We start from the raw sequence: 25,496 nt of genomic DNA, 5'->3' as shown, positions 1-25,496 counted from the left end.
GTGAATCAAACCCCAGGCCAAATGCCCCTGTTTCTTTACACCCTTTTCCCGCCCCTCCCATTCACCATGCTCCAAAAACTGGTATAATATATTATTTGTGAAGTTCAACGTCATGGCAAAGCCACCGCAAAATCAATTAACATGTCATGACTATATCAATTTTTCAATATTCAATATATTTTCAAAGGGTGCGAGCATGATTAAGGAAAAACTAACACAATTGGTAACCGAAGCCCTTGAACGGGCGCAACGAACTGGAAGATTGCCGATAGACGAGCTTCCTCCGGTCGTCCTCGAGCACCCTCGGGAGAAAGCCCACGGCGATTGGGCGACCAACGCGGCGATGATGCTGGCCAAACCTGCTAAAATGGCGCCGCGCGCTATCGCCGACATCATCGTTGAATCGCTTGGGGATACCAGCCGCTACTTTGAAAAAATCGAAATTGCGGGCCCCGGTTTTATTAACTTCTATCTAAGCAACGAATGGCTCTACGACGTGCTCCGGCAAATCTTTGACGAGGGCGAAAAGTTCGGTTACTCAGACCGCGGCGCCGGGCAGCGCGTCCAGGTGGAATTCGTCAGCGCCAACCCCGTCGGACCGATGCATATCGGGCACGGCCGGTGGGCGGCGGTCGGCGACACCCTCTCCAACGTGCTTGCCGCCAACGGCTATGAGGTCGAGCGCGAATTCTACGTCAATGATTACGGCAACCAGATGAACATCTTTGCGAAATCGGTTGCCGTGCGATACGCCGAGCTTCTAGGGCAAGACATCCCCTTCCCCGAAGACGGATACCATGGCGAGTATATTAAAGACATCGCCCGCGAGATCATCGTGGACGAAGACGACTCATACCTGGGGATGGCCGAAGCCGAACGCGAAGCAATTTTTAAAGATCGCGCATACAAGCAGGTGCTCGAACACCTTAAGGTTACGCTCGAAGCCATGGGTGTACACTTTGACACCTGGTTCAGCGAGCGCACGCTTCACGAATCGTATGCGGTCGAAATAGCTATTGCCGAGCTTCGCGAGCGCGGCTACGTCTACGATCATGAAGGCGCAGTATGGTTCAAGGCCACGGAATTTGGCGAAGAAAAAGACCGTGTTCTCATCCGGGCCAACGGCGAGCCCACTTATTTTGCCGCCGACATAGCGTATCACCGCAACAAGCTCGAGCGCGGTTTTAACACGCTCATTAACATCTGGGGCGCCGACCATCACGGCTATATCGGTCGTATGAAGGCTGCAATACAGGCACTTGGATACCCGTCGGATGCACTTGAAATTATCATCGGACAGCTTGTAAACTTGCTAAGGGGTGGTGAGCCTGTGCGCATGTCAAAACGCACCGGAGAGATGGTTACGCTAGACGAGCTGCTCGAAGAAGTCGGCCGCGATGCGGTGCGTTACTTCTTCCTGATGAGAAGCACGGATAGCGCGGTCGATTTCGATATCGATCTTGCAAAACAGCAATCGAACGACAACCCGGTATACTACGTCCAGTACGCGCACGCCAGGATTTCAAGTATCGTACGGTTTGCGGAGGCCGAGGGGGTCAATCTCTCGGGAAGAATAAATTGCGGTGTTCTCGCAACCGAGCCGGAGCTTGATCTTATCCGCAAGCTGGCTGAGTGGCCCGAAATTTTGGAGCGCGCAGCACGTCAACGTGCGCCGCACCCGTTGACGGCATACGCGCAAGAGCTCGCATCGACGTTTCATTACTTCTATACGAAGTGTCGTGTGGTCAGCGAAGATCAAGAGCTTTCAACCGCCAGGATGGCGTTGTGCGAGGCCACCACAACCGTGTTGAGGAGCGTTCTTTCGATACTCGGAGTTGACGCGCCAGAGAGAATGTAGCAGGGCAGTTGCACGGTACCCCTCCCTGGCACCCCTCCCCGGCATACACCTTTTGGGTGAGTTGACTTTCTATGGAGATAAAGTAAGGTTGAGATAATACTCAGCTTGTTTACTACATTATATTATAGTATAACTGCAAGCGTTTTAATTCCTTGACAGCGGAATATGTACCCAATCTCGACTAACCAATCATGCATATTTTTTCCTTAGCAATATACATACTGACAGCCGGGCAATACTAGGAGGTAACAAATGACGAAGAAAACAACACGGGTCAGGAAAAACAGAGTAGGCGTCGGCTCTGGCCTTGGTGAGCTTGAAGCCGATATCATGAGCGTTGTGTGGAATATCGGAAGCGCATCGGTAAAAGACGTTTTCGAAGAGCTGTATCCGGATAAGAGGCTTGCCTACACAACGATTATGACGGTTATGAGTCGCCTCGCAAACAAAGGTGTCCTCAAACAAGACCGGAGCGGGACCGCTTATCTCTACACGCCTAATGTTAGCCAGGACGATATGGCCCAAGTTATGATTAACCAGGTAGTCGACAAAGTCCTTGGCGGCAATCCAGTGCCCGCGCTGATGTTCTTGCTTAAGAAAACAACCCTGACCGACGTGGAAATTGACAGATTTTTGGAATCGCTTGAGCAGACAAATGGCGAGCTGGTAAATAGCTAGTCAGCTAAGATCAGAAACACATATTCTGCAATTCATAATTAAATAAAAAAATGCTGCGCTTTAACGGTGCAGCATTTTTTATTTCTTCTAAAAGCGCGCCCTTATTATTTAATAATGATAGGGCTCGCCTTTAATAATCTTAAACGAGCGATACACCTGCTCGAGGAGGATAAAGCGGGCGATCTGGTGGGTAAATGTCATTCTTGAAAACGACAAGCGGAAATCGGCCGCATTGAGCACCGATTCGTCGAGCCCAAGCGCGCCCCCGATCACAAATGTAACGGTACTCTTCCCTGCAACCATCAACGACTCTAATTTTTCTGCGAGTTCTTCGGAGGTGGCTTCATGCCCCTGTATATCGAGCGCAATAACGTAACGCGAGTCTGAGGGGCTTATGTATTTTGCGAGCTTTCGCGCTTCGCGGGCTTTTACCTCCGCCGGCATTCGCTGGCTGATGTCTTCATCGGCAATCTCGATTACCTTAAGCTTGGCATAGCGTGAGAGACGTTTCAGGTAGTCGTCGATACCTTTTCGCAGATACTCTTCTTTTATTTTTCCAACAGCGACAATCTCGATGTTCAAATGCCGGTCACCTAACGCGGCGGTTTCTCGGCAAGAACAAGCTTGGCCATCTCACGCTTACCGTTTCGGATATATATAAGCGTGAGAGTGTCGCCCACTTTTTTCTGCCGGATCTCGGCTATGAGGTCATCCATGCTGTCGATCGGAGAGGCGTCGACGGATAAGATGATATCCTTGGCTTTCAGGCCGGCCTTGGCCGCCGGCCCGCCTTTAACAATCTCAATTACGTAAGCACCCTGCTGGACGCCTACCTTTTTATCCTGCACATAGCCCTGGTCGACGTTTTGCCCGACTATGCCGATATACGGATGGCTCGCTTTTCCCAGCTTGATAAGCTGGCGCGCCACGCTCACCGCGGTTTCGACCGGAATCGCGAAACCGACTCCTTCGGTAACACCGCTGCTTGACACGATAAGCGTATTGATGCCGATAACGCGGCCTTGCGCGTCGCCGAGAGCACCGCCGCTGTTGCCGGGATTAATCGGGGCGTCTGTTTGTATCAGATTGGTATAGGTCGTCACATCGTTTGACGTCTCTTCCGGCACGGTCACCGTACGGTTCAGCGCGCTGATAATACCCGACGTCACGGTTTTTTCAAAGCCGAACGGGCTGCCGATGGCAACCGCAATTTCGCCTACCTGCAGGTGTTTTGTCGAGCCGAACTCAGCTGCCGGCAGGTTGGTCTTGTCAACCTTCAGAACGGCAAGGTCAACTTCTTTATCCGCGGCGACCAGCTTGCCTTTAACTTCTTCTGTTCCTATAGTAACGTAGATATTCTTAGCATCGGAAACGACGTGATTGTTGGTGATGATATAGCCGTCTTTGCTAAAGATAACGCCCGTACCGGCGCCGCTTACCACATCGGGATGGAACTTATCATGCATGTTCTGTCCCACACGAATATTGACCACCGACGGTGTCATCTTCTTAGCTACAGCGGTGACCGGGCTGACCGCATCTTTATTCACTTTAATGATTTCTTTGGCGCTGATGGCCGGCTGACCGCTAAATATGCTGCTCGGTGAGCTGCCATACATCAACGGGACGAGCATCGTCGCAATAATACCGCCGAGAATCGCGCTCGCGAGCGCGACGGTGGCGATCATTGCACCAAGGGAGTACCCGCGCCTGGTTCTATATTCCACGTGCTAATCCTTTCGTTAAACGTACAAACCGGTACATGGATAGAAAGCTGTTTTCGTGAGTGTCATATACTAGATTTTTCCTAACTATCTTATAAAACAAACACTAGGAGGTCAAAAAAGTGGCAGTTGCGGGAACTTTTGTGGCTGCACACTGTTAATTTTGCGATTGCAGTACGGTATGCCCTTACTATACCTTTGCTTCTCTGCGTTTCAGGTGCAGCTCGATTTTGCGTTTGACTCTCTGCAGCGCGTTATCTATTGACTTAACATGGCGATTAAGGTCGTTTGCGATTTCTTGGTAAGAGCGCCCGTCGATATAGAGTTTGAGAACCTGCGCTTCGAGGTCGCTCAAAATCTCACCAAAACTCGTCGTGATGCTTTGCATCTCTTCCCCGCTGATAACCAGGTCAATCGGATCTGCAATCTCCACACCGGAGAGCAAATCCATGAGCATACGGTCCGACTCGTCTTCAAAATATACCGGGCGGTTGAGCGAGACGTATGAGTTGAGCGGCAGGTGTTTTTGCCTGGTTGCGGTTTTTATCGCCGTAATGATTTGTCGCGTGATGCAAAGCTCGGCAAAGGCTCTAAATGACGCCTGCCTGTCGTCCTGATAATCGCGGATTGCTTTATACAGGCCGATCATACCCTCCTGGACGAGATCGTCCCAATCGGCGCCGATAAGGAAGTATGCCCGCGCTTTCAGACGCACAAAGTTTTTATACTTATCGAGGAGGAATTCGAGCGCAACGTCGTTACCCTGCCTAGCGGCAATTACAAGTTCAGAATCTGTTAAGCTATGGAGAGCGATGCCTGGGAAATAGCGCGTTTGATGTGCTTCGACGTACAACTGTAACGCTCCTCCGGTTTAGAGTCTAGGTTGGCGTACACCGTCCGCCCTCCTGCTGTATTGGGCGAGCCGCTAAAGGCCAATAGATGACTACTTACCGAATTATAGGCATACCGCTAAGAGCCGTCAAGGACTAAAACACCATTTGAGGGCATAAATTTAAGGCAATCTCCTACTATTAAGCTACAGTAGAGCTTGAGATTGCGCTTGCGATACTCTATACCAATACTTGGCCTATTTTGCTTCGTGTTCGCACTTCGCCAGTTTACTTCATGCCAATCATGCGTTCAAGGGCGGTTCTGATGGCGTTATCGAGCCGCTCTTCGAGGCGGAACCTACCGGGCTTTTTCGATGTGACTGCGAGTTCTTTTTCCGTGGTTTCAAAATCATTGGTGAGCTCGCGAGCGCTTTTTCTGAGTACACCCGGTCGAAAAACAACCTTTTGCTGCATGTAGTCGGATGTTGCAACAACGATATCGCCTTCGAAATTACTCTGAAACACAAATCGCTCGATCATCTGGTCTGCGGTCTCGCCCGCTCTGGTAAACCACACGTCGACACCTAGAATATCTGCATGGTTACGGCTCGACGCGTTGGTCTTGGCAGCATCGAATACCAGCATAATCTCGTAGTCGGATGCGGTTTTCAGCGTAGCAAGGTCTTCGATTAGTTTAGCGCGGGCTGTTTCGAGGTCGCTTTCGCGCCATTTCCGATACCGGTCGGTTGCAAAAATGAGATTATAGCCGTCAACAACTAAAAGCCTCGGCATCGTGCCCTCTTATTCCATGCGCTGCCTGAGCGCCTCATACATTACAATCGCCCCGGCGACGCTGACGTTAAGAGAGGCAACCTCACCCTTCATCGGTATCGCGACAAGATAATCGCATTTCTCGGCTACGAGGCGCGAAATCCCTTTCCCTTCGCTGCCTAGAACGATTGCGATAGGCCGTTTAAAATCGGCATCAAAATAGTATTCGTTTGCCGTGTCGCTCGTTCCGACAATCCAAAACCCCATCTCTTTAAGGTCTTCGATGGTGTATACAAGGTTACTGACCTGAGCGATTTTCGTGTATGCCGTAGCACCGGCGGATGCCTTATGAACGGCTGCGGTAACCGGCGCGACGCGCTTCTTGGTCACGATAATACCCGCAACGCCGGCGGCATTTGCGGTTCTGATTAACGCACCGAAGTTTTGCGGATCGGTCACACCGTCAAGAAGAAGCAATACGGGGTTCCGGCCGATATCAAGCGAGTGCGCCAAATCGGCAAATGAGTAATACTGGTACCCTTCTACCTGGGCGATTACCCCTTGATGCACCCGGGACTGCGAGATTTCGTCGAGCCGGGCGCCATCAACCCTGTCTATGCGGATACCCTTCTTATTTGCCAGGGTTTCAATATCTTTAATAGCGCTGGATGGTTTAACGTTCTTAGCAATAAGGACTCTGGTGACTTGGCGTGAGCTTCGTAAAAGCTCGTATACAGGGCGCCGTCCCTCAACAGTATCCATTATTTTAGTTTCCACCGCGATCCGAGTGGAGTGTCTTCAATTTCAATCCCCATTCTAGTAAAGCTGTTTCGGATTTTATCCGAAGTCGCCCAGTCTTTATCTTTGCGTGCCTGGTTTCGTTTGATAAGAATCTCATCGAGAAGTTCGCTCTTCGACTTATTGTCCATCGGTGTACCGAGAACATCGGCGGCAAGATCGTAAATCGCAGCGGGAAGCTTCTCGGCGATATCGGCTGCTTCCGGCAGCTTTAGATCGAGCCCGACGGCCATTGCCAGTTCAAGAAGCATTTCATCGGCTTTGGCGAGCGTGTCTTTGGCGTGCAAGGTCACCTGGCCACCGTAACTCTCTATAAACGTATTTATCTCTTTAACCAAATCGAATAACGCAGCGAGTGCGGCTGCGCTGTTAAAATCATCGTCCATCGATTCGATGAACTTATCTTTTGCGTCCGTCGTAGCGGTCTCAAGGCGGCTGACTGTGTCAACCTTTTCCGGAAATACCGTTACCGTATGCGCATTCATAAAATGAGTAACGCTCCGGCGCGCGTTGATGAAACGCTCGTAAGCGGCAGTGGCTTCTTTGAGCTTCTCGGGGCCGAAATCTATCGGGCTCCGGTAGTGCGTGCCCAATGCGAGCAGCCGCAACATATTTGGATTATGTTCTTTAAGAAGATCCCGAACGAGGATTATGTTGCCGAGCGACTTGGCCATTTTTTCATCACCGATATTGACCATGCCACCGTGCAGCCAGTAGCGCACGAAATTTTTACCGGTATAGCCTTCGGTTTGCGCGAGCTCGTTCTCGTGGTGTGGGAAGATCAAATCGCGCCCGCCCCCGTGAATATCAAAATCGGTACCTAAATATTTGACCGACATTGCGGTGCACTCAATATGCCAGCCTGGCCTTCCCCGGCCCCACGGGCTCGCCCATGACGGCTCGCCCGGTTTTGCCGCTTTCCAGAGCGCAAAATCCATCGGGTGATGTTTCCTGGGATCGATCTCAACGCGCTCACCGGCACGCATATCCTCAAGGTCGCGGTGCGAGAGCTTACCGTACTCGGGGAATTTGCCGATCTCAAAATAGACGTCGCCGTCGACTTCATAGGCGACCCCTTTGTCGATAAGCCCCTCGATGATCTCGATCATCTCTTTGATGTGTTCGGTTGCTTTCGGCACAATTGTCGGTACGGCGATTCCTAAATTCTCGGTATCTTCGCGAAACGCCTCGGAATATCGCTCGGCGACCTCAGCGGCCGTTACGCCCTCGGCGTTCGCCTTGTTGATGATCTTGTCGTCGACGTCGGTCAGATTGCGCACGTAGGCAACAGCATATCCGCGATACTTCAGGTAGCGGTAGATGACATCGAAAGACAGGTACGTGCGGCCGTTGCCGATGTGAATGTAGTTGTACACCGTCGGACCGCAGACATACATCCCGACTTTGCCCGCATCGCGCGGAATAAATTCTTCTTTTTCCCTGGTCATCGTATTGTAGACCTTAAGGGCCATAAATCGTACACCACCTATTATCTATATCTATCTACCCTATTAGCCGGTTGCTTGCAGCGCGCGCGAGCGCTCAAGCGCATGGGAAACGCGTTCCGCCGCTTCGGCTTTACTGAGGATATTTAGCACAAACGGCAACTCGGGACCTTTAACCGCTCCGGTCAAGCCGACGCGAATCGGCATAAACAGATCTTTGCCGGTAACACCCTGGGCTTTAAACTCCTGGCGCAACTGGCCGATAAGTTCTTTGCCGCTTTCGATGTCGAACTCGCCATCTTTTTCAAGCTGCTCAAGAAGCGCATTTAACAATTCAGGCGTCTGCGATTTGGCAAGCCACTCGTCGGCTTCCGGCTCAATTGCATATTCGCCTAAAAATATTCTAGCATACGCGGGTATTTCGGAGAGCACGGTGAGGTTGCCCCGCACCGCATCAACCACCTTAACCAGGTATTTAAATAGTTCTTGCGACACCTCACCCTGCGGAATAAGCGCGGCTTCCTGCAAGTACTGAATGCAAAGATTCGTAATCCGAATAATATCAGCGGCGCGGATATGCTGCCCGTTAAGCCAGTTGAGCTTTGCGATATCGAAGATCGCGGGGCTCTTTGAGATGCGCTCGATTTTAAACGCCTGCGCCAGCTCTTCGAGGCTGAACACCTCGCGCTCCCCCTCCGGCGACCAGCTTAGCAACGCCAGGTAGTTATTAATCGCTTCCGGCAGATAGCCGCGGTCGCGGTATTCGTTAATCGACGTTGCGCCGTGGCGCTTGCTGAGTTTGCCGCCGTCCGGCCCTAAAATCATGGCGTTATGCGCAAATTTGGGGATTTGATAGCCGAGCGCTTTAAACAGCGGCACATGCTTTGCGGTGTTGGTGATATGGTCTTCACCGCGAATAACGTGCGTAACCTTCATCTCACCGTCGTCCACAACCACCGCCAGGTGATACGACGGCGTCCCGTCCGAGCGCAAGATAATGAAATCTCCGATAACGTCGCTTGAGAACACGATATCGCCGCGCACTTCATCGTAGATGTGGATTTCGCCTTCCGGCACGCGATATCGTATGGCCGGAACCTTACCTTGGGCTTCGCATTCCTGCTGCTGCTCAACGGTTAAGTTTCGGCACGTTCCTTCGTATTTTGGCATAAGGCCGGTTGCGAGGCGCGCTTTTCTGCGATCCTCGAGCTCTTCCGGTGTGCAGTAGCAACGATAGGCTTGCCCGGTCTCGAGCAGCTTGTCGACTTTCTGCTGGTATATCTCATACCGCTCGCTCTGCCGGTACGGGCCAAAATCGCCGCCGGTATCGGGGCCCTCATCCCAATTAAGACCCATCCATGCGAGCGCCTCTAGAATCGCCCCTTCGAATTCGACCGTGGAACGGCTACGGTCTGTATCCTCGATCCGCACGATAAACGAACCCTGCTCTTTCCGGGCATAGAGCCAGTTTAAGAGCGCGGTACGCGCGGTGCCGATATGAAGGTGCCCGGTTGGGCTCGGTGCAAAACGTACGCGAACATTTCCCATTGTCTTGTTATCCTTTGCCTGTCTGAATAATTTTTAAATTTCCGATATCTCTTCAACCAACACGACGGCTTGTGCGGCTACACCCTCACCGCGGCCGGTATAGCCCAACCCTTCGGTCGTCGTCGCCTTAATGCTGATTCTACCCGCATCAAGCCCCATCGCCTCCGCCAGCGTTTGCCGCATCTGCTCCCGAAACGGCGCTAGCTTGGGGCGCTCTAGAATTGCTATCGCGTCGACGTTTGCAACCTGAAAGCCACGCTCACGTAAAATACGAACGGCCTCTTTGAGCAGCATCAGACTCGATATACCCTTGAATTTCATATCGGTATCGGGGAAAAAGTAACCGAGATCACCTGCGGCAACCGCCCCGAACATCGCATCGATGATTGCGTGCGTGAGCACGTCCGCGTCGGAGTGGCCTTCCAGCCCCAGCTCATACGGGACTTCAACGCCACCGAGAATGAGCGATCGGCCAGGGACAAACCTGTGAACATCAAATCCGGTCCCAACTCTCATTCGCCCATTTCCTCCTGAATCTCATCGCCGCTTTTTATGCCGTCACGTTTCGCAAGAAATACTTCGGCGATTACAATATCGGTCGGCGTGGTTATCTTAATATTTTCATCCGCGCCGGCGATCACCGTAACCGTGCCGCCCATACGCTCGATTAGCACGGCGTCATCGGTGCCGTAAAACCCGTCGGCCCGCGCGAATTCATGCGCTTTAATAAGCGTATTGAATACGAATGCCTGCGGGGTTTGTACCTGCCAGGCTTGCGACCTATCAACCGTATCCACAACAACGCCTTCCCGCACTAATTTTATCGTATCTTTTGCGGGGATACCGACCACGACGCCGTCAATGCCCCGGCCTCCCCCTGTAACTACCTCCGCAACGGTCCGGTCTATCATATCAACGGTAACCAGCGGCCTGGCGCCGTCATGCACGGTCACTACCCGCACATCGCCAACTTTACCGGCTGCTTTTAGACCGTTATATACGGAATCCTGCCGCTCCGCACCGCTCGCAACCACGCTTATTGCCTTAGATATTTCAAACTCAGCGATGAGTGCACGGCATGGGTCGATATTTTCTTCTGCGATTACCAGAATAATCGCGTTGACTGAAGCGGAGTCCTGGAATGCACGAAGCGTATGGGCAAGAACCGGTTTCCCGGCAAGCGGCATAAGCTGCTTGCCCCCGGGCCGTCCCATACGCGTGCCTGTCCCGCCCGCAACTATGAGAGCGAGGTTCATCCTATGTAATCACCTACACATCTTTCTGTCTTGAAACTTTGCGTATTATATATCTTTCATACGGCCGAAAATCATGCGCCCGGCCGGCGTCTGCAGGACACTCGTAACCATGATCTCGACTTCCTCGCCGATGTGCACCCGGCCGCCGTCAACGACTACCATCGTGCCATCATCAAGATAGCCGATTCCCTGGCCGGCTTCTTTGCCCTCACGGATGAGACCGATAAACATCTCCTCACCCGGCAATACGACCGGTTTGAGTGCATTTGCAAGCTCATTAAGGTTAAGAACCTGTACGCCTTGAAGCTCGGCGATTTTATTTAAGTTGTAATCATTCGTCAGTAAGGGCGACTTTGTTTCGCTTCCCAGACGAACGAGTTTAGCATCAACATCTGCCAAGTCAGGATAGTCCCGTTCCAAAATCTCAAGGTGGAGTCGAGGGTCATTTTGCAAGCTCTTTAAGATATCGAGGCCTCGCCTTCCCCGATTGCGCTTAAGTGAATCTTCGGAATCGGCAACCGTTTGCAGCTCGCGTAATACAAACCGCGGAACCGTTAGAACTCCCTCGATAAAGCCGGTCTTCGCCACATCGGCGATACGACCGTCGATGACGACGCTGGTATCCAGCAGCTTCGATTTACCGAAGTCAAAACGACGGGCCTCGGTACCGTGACTGCGAGGCGCCGGCACCGGAATCGACCGCAAGAAATTCTGCAGGTCGTCCCGCTTGCGCATTGATATCTTTACGCCAAGATAACCGAGCAAAACGAATGCGAACATCGCAACCGAGAACTGTAGAAATGGTATTTGAATATAACCAAATGGTATCGAGATAAGCCACGCTAAGATTAGCCCGGCCAGTAAACCTGCAAGAGCTAGGAGGAGATCCGCTGTCGGTAGTTTTTGTATCTTGTTCTCCAGCCAGTTCAGCGTTGTGAGTAACCGGCGCCCGATTACACCGCCAAGTACATAACCGATACCGATCCCCAGGATAATGAATAGTATGAGTGCGAAAAACTTATATCGGGATAACGGATCCGGTAACTGTACGGCGTTAGCGAGCTCAAACGCCCCTATGGCACCAGTTACAATGAATACGACTCGTATTAACTGTAACACTACTAACACCTCTATTTAACTCGTGGTTTCCTTACCTTCACATATTGCGGCGGCACCACCTCCCGCATTTAGTAACCCGGTTTTACATAGCAATTCTAGAATAACACACGTGTGACGATATAATCCATGCACTATACCAACGCTTCCGTATTCCCTTCAGGCCCGATAGTTAAATCAGTGAAACAGCTAGACAAGCCGAGTTTGGCGCTTCATAGCCCAGTTATTGGTTTTCGGATGAAGCTATTACCTCCCGTAACACTATACTATAACCGCAGTATAATGACGTTAGTTAATTTGACAACCGCAAGTAAAGTCAATAAAATTGGTGGTGCCGGATGCGTCGAAGGAGTAATTATGACAATGAGTCACTGCAACCAATTCCAGAGCACGGTATCGGAACACCTCGTGCGCTATCGGAGCGTTCTTGACGTAATGTCGAAACTTCAAGAATCGAGCGCCCACGTCAACCGGGCTATCGTAAACTCGGTTACGTCCTGCGGCTGTTTAAAAATCGACGCCTCTAAGCAACCAATTCCCGACAATATTACCCTGGTCGAGCTCGCCCATTACATGCGAACCCATATCGACGGGTCTTTGTGCCCGGGTTGCTTGGAAGCTTTAGAAGAAGAGCTCGGGCACACCCTTTTCTACCTGGCTGGAATTTGCTCGATCCTCGGCCTTGATTTGGACGGCATTATATCAAAAGAGAATGAAAAGCTTGATACGCTGGGAGTTTATAGTTTAACCTAGCTAGATGTATCTTTCAAGAATGTTGTATTCTTTGAGCCGTTGCAGCCCGTCTTTGATTGTCTTGGCACGAATCGGGCCCACACCTTCCACCGAATCGAGCTCTTCGATCGTGGCTTTCATCACCAATTGCAGGTTGTGGAATTTCACCACAATCCGCTCGATGAGGTTGAGTGAGAGCCTCGGGATTTTACTTAAAAGCCTGTAGCCTCTCGAATGCACCGGTTGCTCAAGCAGGTCAACGACCTCGGAATAGCCAAGAATCTTCGCGATCTCTGCAAGATCGAGCAACTCTTCCTGTGTAAGCTCTGCGAGCCGTTCAACGGCATCATCGACATGGCTCTGATCGAGCGCATAATCTTTAATAATCATGATCGATTGCTCATCGGCGTTGCCGACAAGCTCATCGAGCTGCATACGAATCAGGCGCCCCTCTGTTCCGAGTTCGCTGATGTAGCGCTCTACTTCCCTGGAAACACGCCCGACCATCTCATAGCGCTGCAATACCGTGACCACATCGAGAAGCGTCGCCAGGTCTTCAAACTCGAGTGCACTTAAGTTCGCGAGAACTTCATCAAGGCGCGCTTTATACTTCTCAAGCGTTTGCAGTGCTTGATTGGCTTTGGCAAGAAGCACCCTGATATCTTGCATGGCGTACTTGATACCGTCGAGATAGAGTGAAACTACGTCGCGTCGCTGAGAAATCGAAATAACAAGGGATTGCGTCTGGCGGGCGACACGCTCGGCAGTACGATGCCGCATGCCGGTTTCGCTTGTCGGTAGGGTCGGATCGGGAACCAGGTGAACGTTCGCACGTAGGATGTGGCTTATCTGGCCGTCCATGATAATCGCGCCGTCCATTTTCGCAAGCTCGAAGAGCCGTTGCGCCGAGAACTCTACCGAGAGCTGGAAGCCGCCGTTGCACAGCGCCTGGACTTCCTCGGTATCGCCAATAATTATGAGAGCACCGGTGCGCGCGCTCAGAATGTTTTCCAAGCCCTCCCTGAGCTCGGTGCCGGGAGCGACCTTTTCGAGCGCTTTTACGAGTTCTTTTTCCTCACGACGACTAAGCTGCACCATATCTAGCTACCTGAGATGTTGTAATGTATTAGCCCCGTACTATGCTGTGAGATAATACTTTCCGGTTCATATCCTTCTTGGTTATTTGAATATCATAACCAATTTCCGTTGTTAAATCCATCGGCTGCAAACGATCGCTGGTTTAGGGGTACTACCGGGATAATCTAAAGTTTTTTCGGTTGGTTTGTCGGACACGTCTCGGTCGCATAGTATTTCAACCGAGCGTTCAAATATGTGGGATATTTTCGACCAATCGGTCGAAAATATACGGCACTGGCAGCACCTGCGGAAGCGTGGCACAGGCAAAGAAATAATCTAGCTAATATAATCGAGCGCTTGGCCCAAATTCTTCGCGCGGAAGAGCTCAAGGCCGATTTTCGCGCCGCGTAACTCCTGGTCGGGAATGATAGCGCGCTTGAAGCCGAGTTTCTCGGCCTCTTTGAGGCGCTGCTCGAGCTGATTGACGAAGCGAACCTCGCCGGCAAGACCGATCTCGCCGATGGCCACACAATCGGCGGGCACCGTGTTGTCGCGGTGTGCCGATGCAATCGCCAGCGCGATGCCCAAATCCGCAGCCGGTTCGTTGACTTTGACGCCGCCGACCACGTTGACGTAAATATCCTCAGAGCCAAGACGCATCCCGAAGCGCCTATCTAAAACGGCAACGATTAAAGCGATCCGGTTGAAATCGAGACCCGTTGCCATACGCCTGGGCATCGACAAGTGCGATTCCGACACAAGCGATTGCAACTCGACAAGAAGCGGGCGCGTCCCCTCTACCGTGGCGATTACAACCGAGCCCGGTGAGTGTTCGGGGCGCTGGCTTAAGAAGAGCGCGGACGGGTTGGCGACTTCGATTAAGCCGGCATCAGTCATTTCGAAGATGCCGATCTCGTTGGTTGATCCATAGCGGTTCTTTACCGCGCGTACGATACGAAATGACTGGTAGTTATCCCCTTCAAAGTAGAGGACGGTGTCGACCATGTGCTCGAGCACGCGCGGCCCGGCAATCGAGCCGTCCTTGGTGACGTGCCCGACGATAAACGTTGGGATACCGCTGCCCTTCGCGAGGCGCATCAGATAATGTGTACTCTCGCGCACCTGGCTTACGCTTCCCGGGGCCGAAGCGACGTCGGGATGAAACATCGTTTGAATTGAATCGATGATGAGTAAACCCGGCTGAAGCGCTTTCACCTGTGAATCGATCAAGGTTACATCGACCTCGGAAAGCAGGAAGAGATCGGGTTTGAGCGTTCCTAAACGGTTTGCTCTGAGCGAAATCTGGCGCACCGACTCTTCGCCGGAGACGACGAGCACTTTGCCGATCCTACCGGAGAGTTCATGCGCCGCCTGCAAAAGCAGCGTCGATTTTCCTATCCCCGGCTCGCCGCCGATAAGTACCAGCGAGCCCGGTACCACCCCGCCACCCAGAACCCGGTCGAGTTCGTTGAGGCCTGTCGGGATTCTAGTCTCGTGCTCAACCACAACATCGGTTATCGGCTGCGCCTTTTCGCCGGGCGCGAAACTACCGCGGGTTGATGACGACGAAATGCCAGGATCAAGTGGTTCCTCGACCATGGTGTTCCATTCACCACAATCGGGACATCGCCCCATCCACTTAGGAGCGGTGCACCCACAGACCTGGCATCTCACTATATATTTTATTTTGCTCATACCTCACGCCCGCCGGCGCCTATACTTGCCGGCTCAAGCTTGCTGAAGTCAAGCTTTCCTTCTTTTTCAGTAACGACGATTGTGTCGCCGGACCGGAATTGCGCAGAGAGCAGCCCCTCCGAAATCGGGTCCTCGATAAACCGCTGGATTGCGCGCCTCAACGGCCGCGCACCCATGGCGGGTTCGTATCCTTCCTTCACGAGGTAGTCTTTCGCCTCTTCGGTGAGCTCGACGTAGATCGCCTGCTCTCTGAGCTGGTCGATGATCCGCTTAAACATGAGATCGACGATCTTCTTGATGTCGTCTCGCGTGAGCTCGTGGAAGACGATGACATCGTCGATACGGTTCAAGAACTCCGGCCGGAACGTTTTCTTAATCTCGCCCATAACCTTGTTCTTCATATCGTTGTAATCCATGCCTTCCTGGCTCTTACCGAACCCGAGCGGCGTACCTTTTTGGATATAGCGCGCGCCCAAGTTGGACGTCATGATGAGAATCGTATTCTTGAAATCGACCTGACGACCCTGGGAATCGGTCAAACGACCGTCCTCGAGAATTTGCAGGAGGATATTAAAGACATCCGGGTGCGCCTTCTCGATCTCATCGAGCAAGATGACTGAGTACGGACGCCTGCGCACCTTCTCGGTGAGCTGCCCGCCCTCGTCATAGCCTACGTATCCAGGCGGTGAACCGACCATACGGCTCACTGTGTGTTTCTCCATGTACTCGCTCATGTCGAGCTGAATCAGTGCCTGCTCATCGCCAAAGAGGAACTCGGCCAACGCTTTTGCCAGCTCGGTTTTACCAACGCCAGATGGTCCCAGGAAGACAAACGACCCGCTCGGGCGTTTCGGGTCTTTCAACCCGGCGCGCGTGCGCCTGATGGCCTTTGAGATAGCCTTAATGGCCTCTTCCTGGCTAATGACACGCTTGTGTAGCTCATCCTCCATGCGAAGCAGTTTCGCCGTCTCTTCTTCGGTGAGACGAAAGACCGGGATACCGGTCCATGTCGCAACGACTTCGGCGATCTGCTCTTCGGTAACGGTTGCTACCGGCATCTGCGCGAGCGCCTCCCAGGTAGAATCCTTGGCGGAGAGCTCGATTTCGATGCTGCGTTCTTTATCGCGAATAGCTGCTGCTTTCTCGTAATCCTGTAATGCAACGGCCGCTTCTTTCTCGCGGCGCAGGTTGCGTAAATCTTCTTCAACGGTGAGCGACTCGGCCGGAACCGACATGCGCTGCATGCGCACTTTGGAAGCAGCCTCGTCTACCAGGTCGATCGCCTTATCCGGCAAGAACCTGTCCGCGATGTAACGGTCGGCAAGCTGTGCTGCAGCCGTTAGTGCATCATCGGTAATCGTCACGTGGTGGTGCTCTTCGTAACGCTCGCGCAAGCCTTTTAAGATATCAACCGTTTCTTGAATCGACGGTTCGCCAACGGTTATCGGCTGGAACCTACGCTCAAGCGCAGCGTCTTTCTCGACATGCTTGCGGTACTCATCAAGCGTCGTGGCACCGATTGTTTGTAGTTCGCCTCGAGCCAGAGCCGGTTTCAAAATGCTCGCCGCATCGATCGCACCCTCGGCGGCGCCAGCGCCGACCAAGTTATGCATCTCATCGACGAATAGGATAATGTCACCCCGCTCGCGGATCTCCTTCATGACCTTTTTTAAGCGCTCCTCAAACTCGCCACGATACTTCGAACCGGCGACCAGAGCCCCAAGGTCGAGTGTATAAATCTCTTTGTTCTTGAGAATGTCGGGCACATCGTTGTCTGAGATCTTTTGCGCCAGCCCCTCGACAACCGCAGTTTTACCAACGCCAGGCTCGCCAATGAGCACCGGATTGTTTTTCGTGCGGCGAGAGAGAATCTGCATGACGCGCTCAATCTCGGTCTCGCGCCCGATCACCGGGTCGAGTTTGCCTTCGTGCGCAAGGCGTGTGAGATTGCGCCCGAATTCATCTAATAATGAACCGCCGTAGGTACGACCGTACGTGCTCGGCTCGCTGCTTGTCTTGCCATAGTAACCGCTCAATAGCTGGATAACCTGGTTTCTAACCCGATCAAGGTCCGCACCAAGGTTGTACAAGACTCTAGCAGCAACACCCTCACCTTCTCTGATGAGGCCTAAAAGGATATGCTCGGTACCGATATAGTTGTGCCCGAGCTGTAACGCCTCTCGCAATGAGAGTTCGAGGACTTTCTTAGCCCGCGGTGTAAACGGAATATGGCCAACAGGAGCGCTTGTGCCACGGCCGATAATTTCTTCGACCTGCGCGCGGACATCATACAAGCTGATGCCCAAGCTTTGAAGCGCCCGAGCTGCTACGCCTTCCTCTTCCCTGATTAAGCCTAGGAGAAGGTGCTCTGTTCCTATGTAATTCTGATTGAGCATGCGCGCCTCTTCTTGTGCGAAGACAACGACGCGACGCGCTCGCTCGGTAAACCGCTCAAACATGGCTTATCTCCCTTCCATAATTCCTAGTAGAGCCATATGCAAATGCACCTTCACTTGATTTATTTGCGCAGCTACTAACTGTAATATGCCCACAAATATTTTGCGACAAACAGTTAAGACCATTTTACCACGTCTACTGCGACACGGCGAAAGCAACCTTGTGATCGGCTATACAACGTGTTATCGGTATCCTTACCCAAAATCCTTAAAAAGACAACCGTAATATCGACAATTATTTGTATTAATTTCTCGGCCGGATTTTGCGCGCGCCGGTATGCCTTAAATAAACCGTACGCCGGTTGAAACTTCGAGGGAAAACTTTGCTGCTTACGCTTTTTCTGGGCGCATGTGTGGGAACCCGATGACTTCTCGGATTGAGTAGTTATCAGTCAAAAGCATAACAAGACGGTCGATGCCCAAACCCATACCACCGGTCGGCGGCATTCCGTATTCGAGCGCGCGCACGTAATCTTCATCGACCTGTTTTGGTGCCTCTTCATCATACACGCTCGTCTTAACCTGCGCTTCGAAGCGATTCAGTTGGTCTATCGGGTCGGTTAACTCGGAGAACGCCGTACCTACTTCGATACCGATAACGATTAACTCCCACCGTTCGGTCACGTTCGGATCGTCCGGCTTTTTCTTGGCGAGCGGGCTGATCTCGACCGGATAATCGGTGATAAATGTCGGCTGCCAGAGCTTGCCTTCGACAAGTTTTTCGAACAGCTCGTTTATAATCTTACCCTTGCCCCAGCGTTTGTCCGGTTCGATGCCGTGCTTTTTCGCAATAGCGCGAAGCTCGTCCGAATCTTGGTCGAATGACACGGCTTCGCCGCCGTACTTTTCGATCGATTCTATCATCGTAAGGCGCTGCCAGTTTCCTGAGAGGTCGACCGGCTGGCCTTGATATGTAAGCTTGAGCGTACCCGTCGCCTGATCCGCCGCGTATTTGATGAGTTCCTCGGTCAGGTTCATCATATCGTGGTAGTCCGCGTACGCCTGGTATACCTCAAGCATTGTAAACTCGGGATTGTGACGCACCGACAGGCCTTCGTTTCTAAAATTGCGGTTGAGTTCGTACACGCGCTCCATGTCGCCGACAATCAGGCGCTTTAGGTAGAGCTCGGGGGCGATTCGCATATAGAGATCGATGTCGAGCGCATTGTGATGCGTGATAAACGGCCGCGCGGTTGCACCGCCCGGTACAACCTGCAGCATCGGCGTTTCGACTTCGATAAAATCTCGCTCGTCGAGCCAGTGACGGATCGCTTTGATGATCTTCGTCCTGGTCAGTAAGGTATCGCGCGCTTGCTGGTTGATAATGAGGTCTACGTAGCGCTGGCGGTATCTCGCCTCGACGTCTTTGAGACCGTGCCATTTTTCCGGCAGCGGTCGCAATGATTTGGTCAGCAGCGTGTAATCCCTGACATCGACGGATAATTCACCGCGCCGCGTCTTAAAGACGATACCGGACACACCTACGATATCGCCGATGTCATATTCGAGAAAGGTTTTATAGCGATCTTCGCCGAGTGTGCCCAGTGACAAAAAGAGCTGCATGCTTGCACTGCGGTCTTTGAGCACGATAAAACTTGCTTTACCGTGACGGCGTATTGCCATTATACGCCCGGCAACCGTGACTTCGCCGTCCACGTGCTCTCCGGGCGCAATGTCTTGATGCTCGCTGATGATATCGGCAATGAGGTTTGTGCGGGTAAATTTCGATTTAAAAGGAACATCGCCAGAAGCTATGATTCGATCAAGCTTCTGGCGTCGTAATCTCATTACTTCGCTAATGTCTTCGGCCTGAGTTTCTTTTTCCAATTCGGGCCCACTTGTCTGCGATTCTTTTTCCATTATTTCTTATGGTTACCGTTGTTATTGCACTTAATCTTTAAAATCTTGTACTCCAGGAAACCATCGGGTACGCGGACTTGAACGACCTCTCCTGCCTTTTTACCCATAATGGCCTGACCGACCGGTGATTCGTTGGAAATCTTGTGATTCGTTGGATCGGCTTCAAATGAGCCTACGATGTGGTACTCTTCCTCGTCACCAGACTCGACATCGAGCAGTGTAACATGGCAGCCAATCGCAACTTTGCTCGACTTGACCCCGTTGTCCTCGATGATCTTAGCCATCGAGAGCATGTCGTTAATCTGTATAATCCTACCCTCGACGAATGCCTGCTCGTTCTTGGCATCATCATACTCGGAGTTTTCGCTTAAGTCTCCGAACTCGATGGATTCTTTGATGCGCGCCGCGACCTGCTTACGACGAGTTGTTTCAAGATAGCGTAATTCTTCTATTAATTTGTTGTAGCCATCTTTTGTAAGGATGATCTCTTTCTCCGGCAAAACTTCCCGCTCCTTTACTGTAAGAAGCACTTTTTAAAAAGTGCTAGCTTCACTGGAAGCTAGCTAAGTATTATAGAAAAATGCTTCAGACTTGTCAAAAGAAACTATAATTTCCGTCAAAATAATATATAGTTTCCGCAAATCGTCTTAAAAAACATGCCGCCACCGTCTTTGGTTGCGGTGGCGCGACACATATTATTTACATATTATCGGCAGAATACTCCGCTAATTTTAGCAGAAACACCACAGCATAGGCATGCCGCTAAATATTTGCAACTGCCTCGTGGTGTGCGTTTTGACGGATCTTTTCGATGGCCGCATCTGATAGCTTCTTCTCGAAACCCCGCAAACCGGCAAGTCTAAAACCGTGCTTGGCGGCAATCTGCGACATTTCCTCAAGTTTTTTGCGACTTATGTCTTTGCCAATTGTATAGTTTTCGTAGCGTTGGTCAAGTGCGAGCATAATAGTCTCGGCCATGCACCCGAGAGCCATCCCCTTCGGCAGCCCGACATAGTGGCCGAGATCGGGGTTGCCCGGGACCCGCGCAATACCGCCGTCAATGACAAGAACGTCGTTGCGGCGTCGTGCGAGTATCTCGGAAACGTCGCGCGGTCGAGCAACGTCACAGACGACAGCGCCCGCCTTCACATCATCCGGGCTGATTACCGCCTTTGCCGCACCGGTAACCGTCACGATAACATCGGCAGGACGAATGGCGGAAAGATCGGTTGAAATCATTACGGCAACATTTTCGTTGTCTTTAGCAATGCGCTCTTTGAGGGTCTCCAACCTGTTTTTATCGCGCCCGATAAGAATCACTTGCTCGAAATCCTTTGCAAGCACCTCGGCGCTGATGCTGCCGATTGAGCCTGTTGCGCCGACAACGGCAAGCGTTGAGGCTGCCGGTTCGATACCCATCTTGCGTGCGGCAGCTTTTGCTCCCTCGTTGGCAAGAACCGCCGTATAGGTATTGCCCGTGGTTACCGGTACCCTGCTTGCCTGGGCAACCAGTTTGCCGCCGCCGCCGGGAATCGCGGTAAACGCACCCAACCCGATAATTTTTGCGCCTTCTTTTCGTCCGACGTCACATGCTTTTACGATTTTCTCGATCACGTAATCTTCATCGAGATCGGTGAATTGGTGCGGTAAAAACGGCACGACAATGAACCAGCCGATCGCCTCGGCACCGGTTTTCGATTTAATTCCGGAGACTTCGGATATAACAAACGGCCGGCGGCGTTTCAAAATGCTCCCCACGACTTTGGGTGAGATTTTTTTTGCAATCTTATATTTTTTTACCACGTCTTCGATGTCCATAGGATGGACTAGAAAACCAAAAGTCTCCATCAAATCTCCTGTTTATTAGTTCAGCTTCTCAATTCGCGGCTTGTAATCGAGCTTCTTCAGAACGTCAAGGTAATCCTGAGGCGTTACTTCTTCCCAGCTCTTACCAAGGAGGGCGAGCAGCGCGGCCTCAAGAACGTTCGTGCCGAACGAGCGCCCGTTAAATACAGGTGTCGTAGTAATCAAATACTCGACGCCGCGCTCTTTTAAGTCGGCAACATCCGCCGCTGTGGTCGTGTTGGTTAGAATCCATTTGCCCTTCATATCCCGCGGCATATATTTGCGAACGAACAGGTAATCACCGGCAATAACGTCGGCGTCCCTGTAATAGCGAGTATAGCTCTCGGACGGCTCTTTTTCCTGCTTGCTGCCGGTTGGATACAGTATTTTAAACGGCAGCTTGGTTACAATGGGAAGGAGCGCCTTGGCGAGGACTCGGAACGACCTCATCGTGTGTATCGGGATCGGCAAATTTAGCGCAAAAATTAGGTCTCCGAAGAGGATGTCGCAACCGAGCTCATGCAGCGATTCGGCCATCCCAAACCGGTCGACTGCGCTTACCATCAACACTTTTTTATCAGATAGGGATAAGCCTGCGTCATGGGCCAGGTAGCGGACGACTTCGCGCTCAAGCGTATTCTTTAGACCGCTTCCATCGACCACCGGCGTCTTGAGAACAACATCGTAGAGTTTTTTTGCATCGCGAATCGCGTACCGTTTGCCGTCGGCATACAGGTAGAGATCGATGCCGCCGAGGCCGATCGCATCGACATTGCCATCGAGACTTCTGAGCATGGCCTTCGCTTTATCGAAATCGCCGTCGGTCCCAATGCGCTCGATTGTAAATTCTTCATCGAGCAAGTTAGTTATGACCTGATGATTTCTTTTTGAAGATCCTAAACTTGCGCTTACTACCCGTTTCAATATCTAACCCCTTATCTTCAGATACCTTGGACAGGATCTCACTGAGGACCTCGGCCTTAACCTTGCGGTCACGCTTGATAGGTGAATCACCAATGGGGACGCCGATAACTTCCCGATCGAGGATTTTTACAAGATTCTCGATGCGCTTGTCAGATGCTAGAAAAACAACAACATCGAAGTCCCTAAGACGTGCCAGGAGCTCGAGTATCTCATTAAAGAGCTCGGCCCCGCTATTTTTGTGTACGTACTCATTACGTTCTGTTTCGCTCAAAAGATATACGAAATCGACGGCGTGCTCGTGAGCGACGTGCTCGAGCTCTTCTTTGTTCGCGATGGGAAACCCTATAACCGCAATCCGGTTGCCCCTTCGCACTTCTCCGAGGCCTTCCAGGTGTGAAACAAACGCCCGCTCGAGGCCCATCGCGACCGCTACTTCCTGTTGTGTCGCGCCGATGGCGCGACGATGCAAAATCTCGCCGACAACATCAGTCAACCGGTCGCGGTCAATAATCTTTTCGCCGATGCGTAACAGTCTCATTTTCTGCATTTTCTGGCGCATGTATTGTTACCTCACATACCAAGCTCGAACAGCTTACACGCACGATGCTAGCCTTTAGTTTGTGCACAATTATGTGTACATTCTAAACCAACCGCGACGATAGTTCAATACAAAAGGCCCTGCTCCGCTTGCCGCTAAAGGGCATACTGACCAGGGACTTTTAATTTATTCATCGATTATTATTTATTTCTAATTCTGAATCGTAAAATTTTGCGGGCGTTCGCCAAGCTTAAACGTGATGTCTTTTTTCTCATTACCACGGTATATTTCCAGAGTAATCGAGTCGTCCACTTTGTGGCTTTCGACGAAGTTTAGGATCTTATCCATCGTAGTGACTTTTTCGTTGTTGATTTTCGTAACAACGTCGCCGCCGATAGGAATCTGCTGACCGGTTTGGTTGTTTACGAGACTCTGTGTCGCGCCCTTAATGCCTGCTTTGTCGGCCGGGCCGCCCGGCATAACCTGAACGATCATAACCCCGCCTGTAACCGGAAGCTTAAGTTGCTTCGCCATGGCGGCCGTGATGTCCATACCTGAGATTCCAAGCCACGGATGGCTTGCTTTACCGTTTTTCTCGATCTCTTTGATAATCGATTTCACAGTATTGCTCGGAATAGCAAACGCGATACCGGCGAATGTCCCTGAGTTCGATGCGATTTGTGAGTTAATACCGACAACCTCGCCTTGCGCGTTAAAGAGCGGCCCTCCGCTATTGCCCGGGTTGACCGCCGCGTCGGTTTGGATGGCGCCGCGAATTTTAAATTGGCCGTTCGGAGAATCGATCGTGCGATTGAGGGCGCTTATTATTCCCTGGGTCATCGTACCGTCAAGCTCGAACGGTGAGCCGATCGCATACACGGTATTGCCTACTTCGAGTTTCGAGCTATTTCCGAGGTCCAGAACTTTGAGGTTTTTACCGGCCGGATCGATCTTTAAAAGTGCAAGGTCGGTACTCGGATCAGTGCCAAGCAGTTTGGCGCTCACCTCTTCGTTGTTGCTCAATAAGACCGTGATCTTATTCGACGTGGTATTAGAATCCTGCACCACGTGTGCGTTTGTCACGATGAGACCGGACTTATCAACGATAAAACCTGACCCGTCGGCTTCATTCTGCTGCGGTGGTAGCTGGAAACCAAAGAAATCCGTGCGCTGCGTCGTAAAGATCGACTTGATATGAACAACGCCCGGCCCGAACTGCTTATATATCTCGTCTGGGGCAAAACCGCCGGTATCCTGCTTAAGGCCCGCCGTCTTCGTTAGCGATACCGGTTCTGTTGTTTGCTGCACTTTCTGTTGTGCCGGGTACATGCCGGTCATCGCAAAAAACACCAGCAAGCCTCCCAACACAGCGGAAACAAAGCTCATAGCTACTGTTTTCCACATAAACTTCCTTCCTTTCCTCAACAAGATAAAGAATGTATAAGGCTACAAGTAATTATGCGCACATTGTGTGAAGATGTTGTGAACGTCGTGTGAATATCTTGTAAGAGCTTGATAGCCTTACCGGAGAGCGTTATGCCTGTGCTAGCTGTTTCGCTCGTAAATACGCTGCAATCCTGTCAGGGTAAGTGCAACGTCAACATGGGTGATCCTTTTGCATTCCGGGGCAATAAGCTTGGCAAGCCCGCCCGTCGCGACGACGTCTTTGAGCTCGCCCATTTCTGCCTCGATGCGATCGACTATTCGATCTACAAGGCCTCCGGTACCGATTATAATACCTGCTTGAATGCTGCTTCTGGTTGTTTTACCAATCGCATGCTCGGGGAGCACGAGGTCGACTTTTGACAGACGCGCCGCCCTGCGAAAGAGCGCCTCGGATGAAACCTCGATGCCCGGGGCAATTGCGCCTCCCAGATATTCACCGCGGCTTGAGACCGCGTCGAACGTTGTAGCGGTTCCAAAGTCGACCACAACAAGCGGTCCGCCGTACATCTCATAGCCGGCGACAACATTAGCTATGCGATCTGCGCCGACTTCCTGCGGATTGTCGTAGAGAATCGGCACGCCGGTATCAGTGTCCGGCCCGACCACAAGACAATCAACCGTAAACGTCTTTGTCGCCATCTCTATGAGCGACGTTGTAACCGGCGGCACGACCGAAGCAATGACGACGCCGGTGATATCACCAAGAAAGAAACGGTTAAGTTGGAATAAGTTGGCCATGATCAAGGCAAGCTCATCAGCGGTAACTTCACGCCGCGTGGCGATCCGCCATTGTGCCTTGAGTTGCCTGTCCTCAAAACAACCGATAACGGTATGGGTGTTTCCCACATCTATGGCAAGCAGGGTGTTACCCGCCATATCTCTTCACTCCTGTACTAATC

At 51.7% G+C, this 25,496-nt stretch carries 23 protein-coding genes; 3 read left to right on the top strand and 20 right to left on the bottom strand.

Annotated features, from left to right (window positions below):
• Positions 1-196 precede the first annotated feature (196 nt).
• Positions 197-1,858 (top strand): arginine--tRNA ligase, encoded by a 1,662-nt coding sequence (argS, locus tag VGK02_11445; GenBank protein ID HEY3375655.1) that lies wholly within the window; start codon positions 197-199, stop codon positions 1,856-1,858.
• Positions 1,859-2,110: 252 nt separating this feature from the next.
• Positions 2,111-2,536, top strand: a complete 426-nt coding sequence (locus VGK02_11440) for a BlaI/MecI/CopY family transcriptional regulator (protein ID HEY3375654.1) — start codon at positions 2,111-2,113, stop codon at positions 2,534-2,536.
• Between the two features lie 108 nt (positions 2,537-2,644).
• On the opposite strand, the gene rlmH is transcribed toward VGK02_11440, so the two are convergent.
• From rlmH to VGK02_11390, 10 genes are all read right to left on the bottom strand, one after another.
• Complete coding sequence (gene rlmH, locus VGK02_11435) at positions 2,645-3,118, bottom strand: 23S rRNA (pseudouridine(1915)-N(3))-methyltransferase RlmH (protein HEY3375653.1); 474 nt, start codon at positions 3,116-3,118, stop codon at positions 2,645-2,647.
• Between the two features lie 11 nt (positions 3,119-3,129).
• Positions 3,130-4,263: a trypsin-like peptidase domain-containing protein gene (locus tag VGK02_11430; protein HEY3375652.1), complete on the bottom strand. Its 1,134-nt coding sequence runs from the start codon at positions 4,261-4,263 to the stop codon at positions 3,130-3,132.
• Positions 4,264-4,450: 187 nt separating this feature from the next.
• The gene (gene sigH / locus VGK02_11425; GenBank protein ID HEY3375651.1) at positions 4,451-5,113 is read right to left on the bottom strand and encodes an RNA polymerase sporulation sigma factor SigH; all 663 of its coding nucleotides are present in this window, start codon (positions 5,111-5,113) and stop codon (positions 4,451-4,453) included.
• Positions 5,114-5,378: 265 nt separating this feature from the next.
• Entirely contained in the window at positions 5,379-5,882 is a 504-nt protein-coding gene (locus tag VGK02_11420; GenBank protein HEY3375650.1) for an NYN domain-containing protein, read from the bottom strand.
• 9 nt (positions 5,883-5,891) lie between these two features.
• Positions 5,892-6,623: a 23S rRNA (guanosine(2251)-2'-O)-methyltransferase RlmB gene (gene rlmB, locus VGK02_11415; protein HEY3375649.1), complete on the bottom strand. Its 732-nt coding sequence runs from the start codon at positions 6,621-6,623 to the stop codon at positions 5,892-5,894.
• A complete protein-coding gene (cysS, locus tag VGK02_11410; protein HEY3375648.1) occupies positions 6,623-8,131 on the bottom strand; it encodes a cysteine--tRNA ligase in 1,509 nt (502 codons plus the stop codon). Before cysS ends, rlmB begins: the two co-directional genes overlap by 1 nt.
• A 39-nt stretch (positions 8,132-8,170) precedes the next feature.
• Positions 8,171-9,652: a glutamate--tRNA ligase gene (gene gltX / locus VGK02_11405; protein HEY3375647.1), complete on the bottom strand. Its 1,482-nt coding sequence runs from the start codon at positions 9,650-9,652 to the stop codon at positions 8,171-8,173.
• A 33-nt stretch (positions 9,653-9,685) separates the two neighbouring features.
• Positions 9,686-10,168 (bottom strand): 2-C-methyl-D-erythritol 2,4-cyclodiphosphate synthase, encoded by a 483-nt coding sequence (gene ispF / locus VGK02_11400; protein ID HEY3375646.1) that lies wholly within the window; start codon positions 10,166-10,168, stop codon positions 9,686-9,688.
• Positions 10,165-10,908, bottom strand: coding sequence for a 2-C-methyl-D-erythritol 4-phosphate cytidylyltransferase (ispD, locus tag VGK02_11395; protein ID HEY3375645.1), 744 nt, complete (start codon positions 10,906-10,908; stop codon positions 10,165-10,167). The genes ispF and ispD overlap by 4 nt, the downstream gene beginning before the upstream one ends.
• Positions 10,909-10,953: 45 nt before the next feature.
• Positions 10,954-12,027 (bottom strand): TRAM domain-containing protein, encoded by a 1,074-nt coding sequence (locus VGK02_11390; protein ID HEY3375644.1) that lies wholly within the window; start codon positions 12,025-12,027, stop codon positions 10,954-10,956.
• 354 nt (positions 12,028-12,381) lie between these two features.
• On the opposite strand from VGK02_11390, the gene VGK02_11385 reads away from it, so the two are divergent.
• Positions 12,382-12,777, top strand: a complete 396-nt coding sequence (locus VGK02_11385) for a hypothetical protein (protein ID HEY3375643.1) — start codon at positions 12,382-12,384, stop codon at positions 12,775-12,777.
• Here the strand turns inward: VGK02_11385 and disA are convergent, their stop codons facing one another.
• From disA to VGK02_11335, 10 genes are all read right to left on the bottom strand, one after another.
• On the bottom strand, positions 12,778-13,854 hold the full coding sequence (gene disA, locus VGK02_11380; GenBank protein HEY3375642.1) for a DNA integrity scanning diadenylate cyclase DisA: 1,077 nt from the start codon (positions 13,852-13,854) through the stop codon (positions 12,778-12,780).
• A gap of 315 nt (positions 13,855-14,169) precedes the next feature.
• Positions 14,170-15,528, bottom strand: a complete 1,359-nt coding sequence (radA, locus tag VGK02_11375; protein ID HEY3375641.1) for a DNA repair protein RadA — start codon at positions 15,526-15,528, stop codon at positions 14,170-14,172.
• Positions 15,525-17,987, bottom strand: a complete 2,463-nt coding sequence (locus VGK02_11370) for an ATP-dependent Clp protease ATP-binding subunit (GenBank protein ID HEY3375640.1) — start codon at positions 17,985-17,987, stop codon at positions 15,525-15,527. Before VGK02_11370 ends, radA begins: the two co-directional genes overlap by 4 nt.
• Positions 17,988-18,314: 327 nt before the next feature.
• A complete protein-coding gene (lysS, locus tag VGK02_11365) occupies positions 18,315-19,772 on the bottom strand; it encodes a lysine--tRNA ligase (GenBank protein ID HEY3375639.1) in 1,458 nt (485 codons plus the stop codon).
• Positions 19,773-19,843: 71 nt separating this feature from the next.
• Entirely contained in the window at positions 19,844-20,344 is a 501-nt protein-coding gene (gene greA / locus VGK02_11360; GenBank protein HEY3375638.1) for a transcription elongation factor GreA, read from the bottom strand.
• Between the two features lie 262 nt (positions 20,345-20,606).
• The gene (locus VGK02_11355; GenBank protein ID HEY3375637.1) at positions 20,607-21,692 is read right to left on the bottom strand and encodes a hypothetical protein; all 1,086 of its coding nucleotides are present in this window, start codon (positions 21,690-21,692) and stop codon (positions 20,607-20,609) included.
• A gap of 15 nt (positions 21,693-21,707) precedes the next feature.
• The gene (locus VGK02_11350) at positions 21,708-22,613 is read right to left on the bottom strand and encodes a hypothetical protein (GenBank protein HEY3375636.1); all 906 of its coding nucleotides are present in this window, start codon (positions 22,611-22,613) and stop codon (positions 21,708-21,710) included.
• Positions 22,552-23,172, bottom strand: coding sequence for a hypothetical protein (locus VGK02_11345; GenBank protein ID HEY3375635.1), 621 nt, complete (start codon positions 23,170-23,172; stop codon positions 22,552-22,554). The genes VGK02_11350 and VGK02_11345 overlap by 62 nt, the downstream gene beginning before the upstream one ends.
• Before the next feature lie 189 nt (positions 23,173-23,361).
• Positions 23,362-24,555: a trypsin-like peptidase domain-containing protein gene (locus tag VGK02_11340; protein ID HEY3375634.1), complete on the bottom strand. Its 1,194-nt coding sequence runs from the start codon at positions 24,553-24,555 to the stop codon at positions 23,362-23,364.
• A gap of 141 nt (positions 24,556-24,696) precedes the next feature.
• Positions 24,697-25,473: a type III pantothenate kinase gene (locus tag VGK02_11335; GenBank protein ID HEY3375633.1), complete on the bottom strand. Its 777-nt coding sequence runs from the start codon at positions 25,471-25,473 to the stop codon at positions 24,697-24,699.
• Positions 25,474-25,496 lie beyond the last annotated feature (23 nt).

It is taken from the genome of Candidatus Aquicultor sp., from assembly GCA_036504445.1.
Taxonomy (GTDB): Bacteria; Actinomycetota; Aquicultoria; order Aquicultorales; family Aquicultoraceae; genus DASXVE01.
The sequence above is the reverse complement of the archived record's forward strand: the minus strand, read 5'-3'. Positions and strand labels throughout refer to the sequence as shown.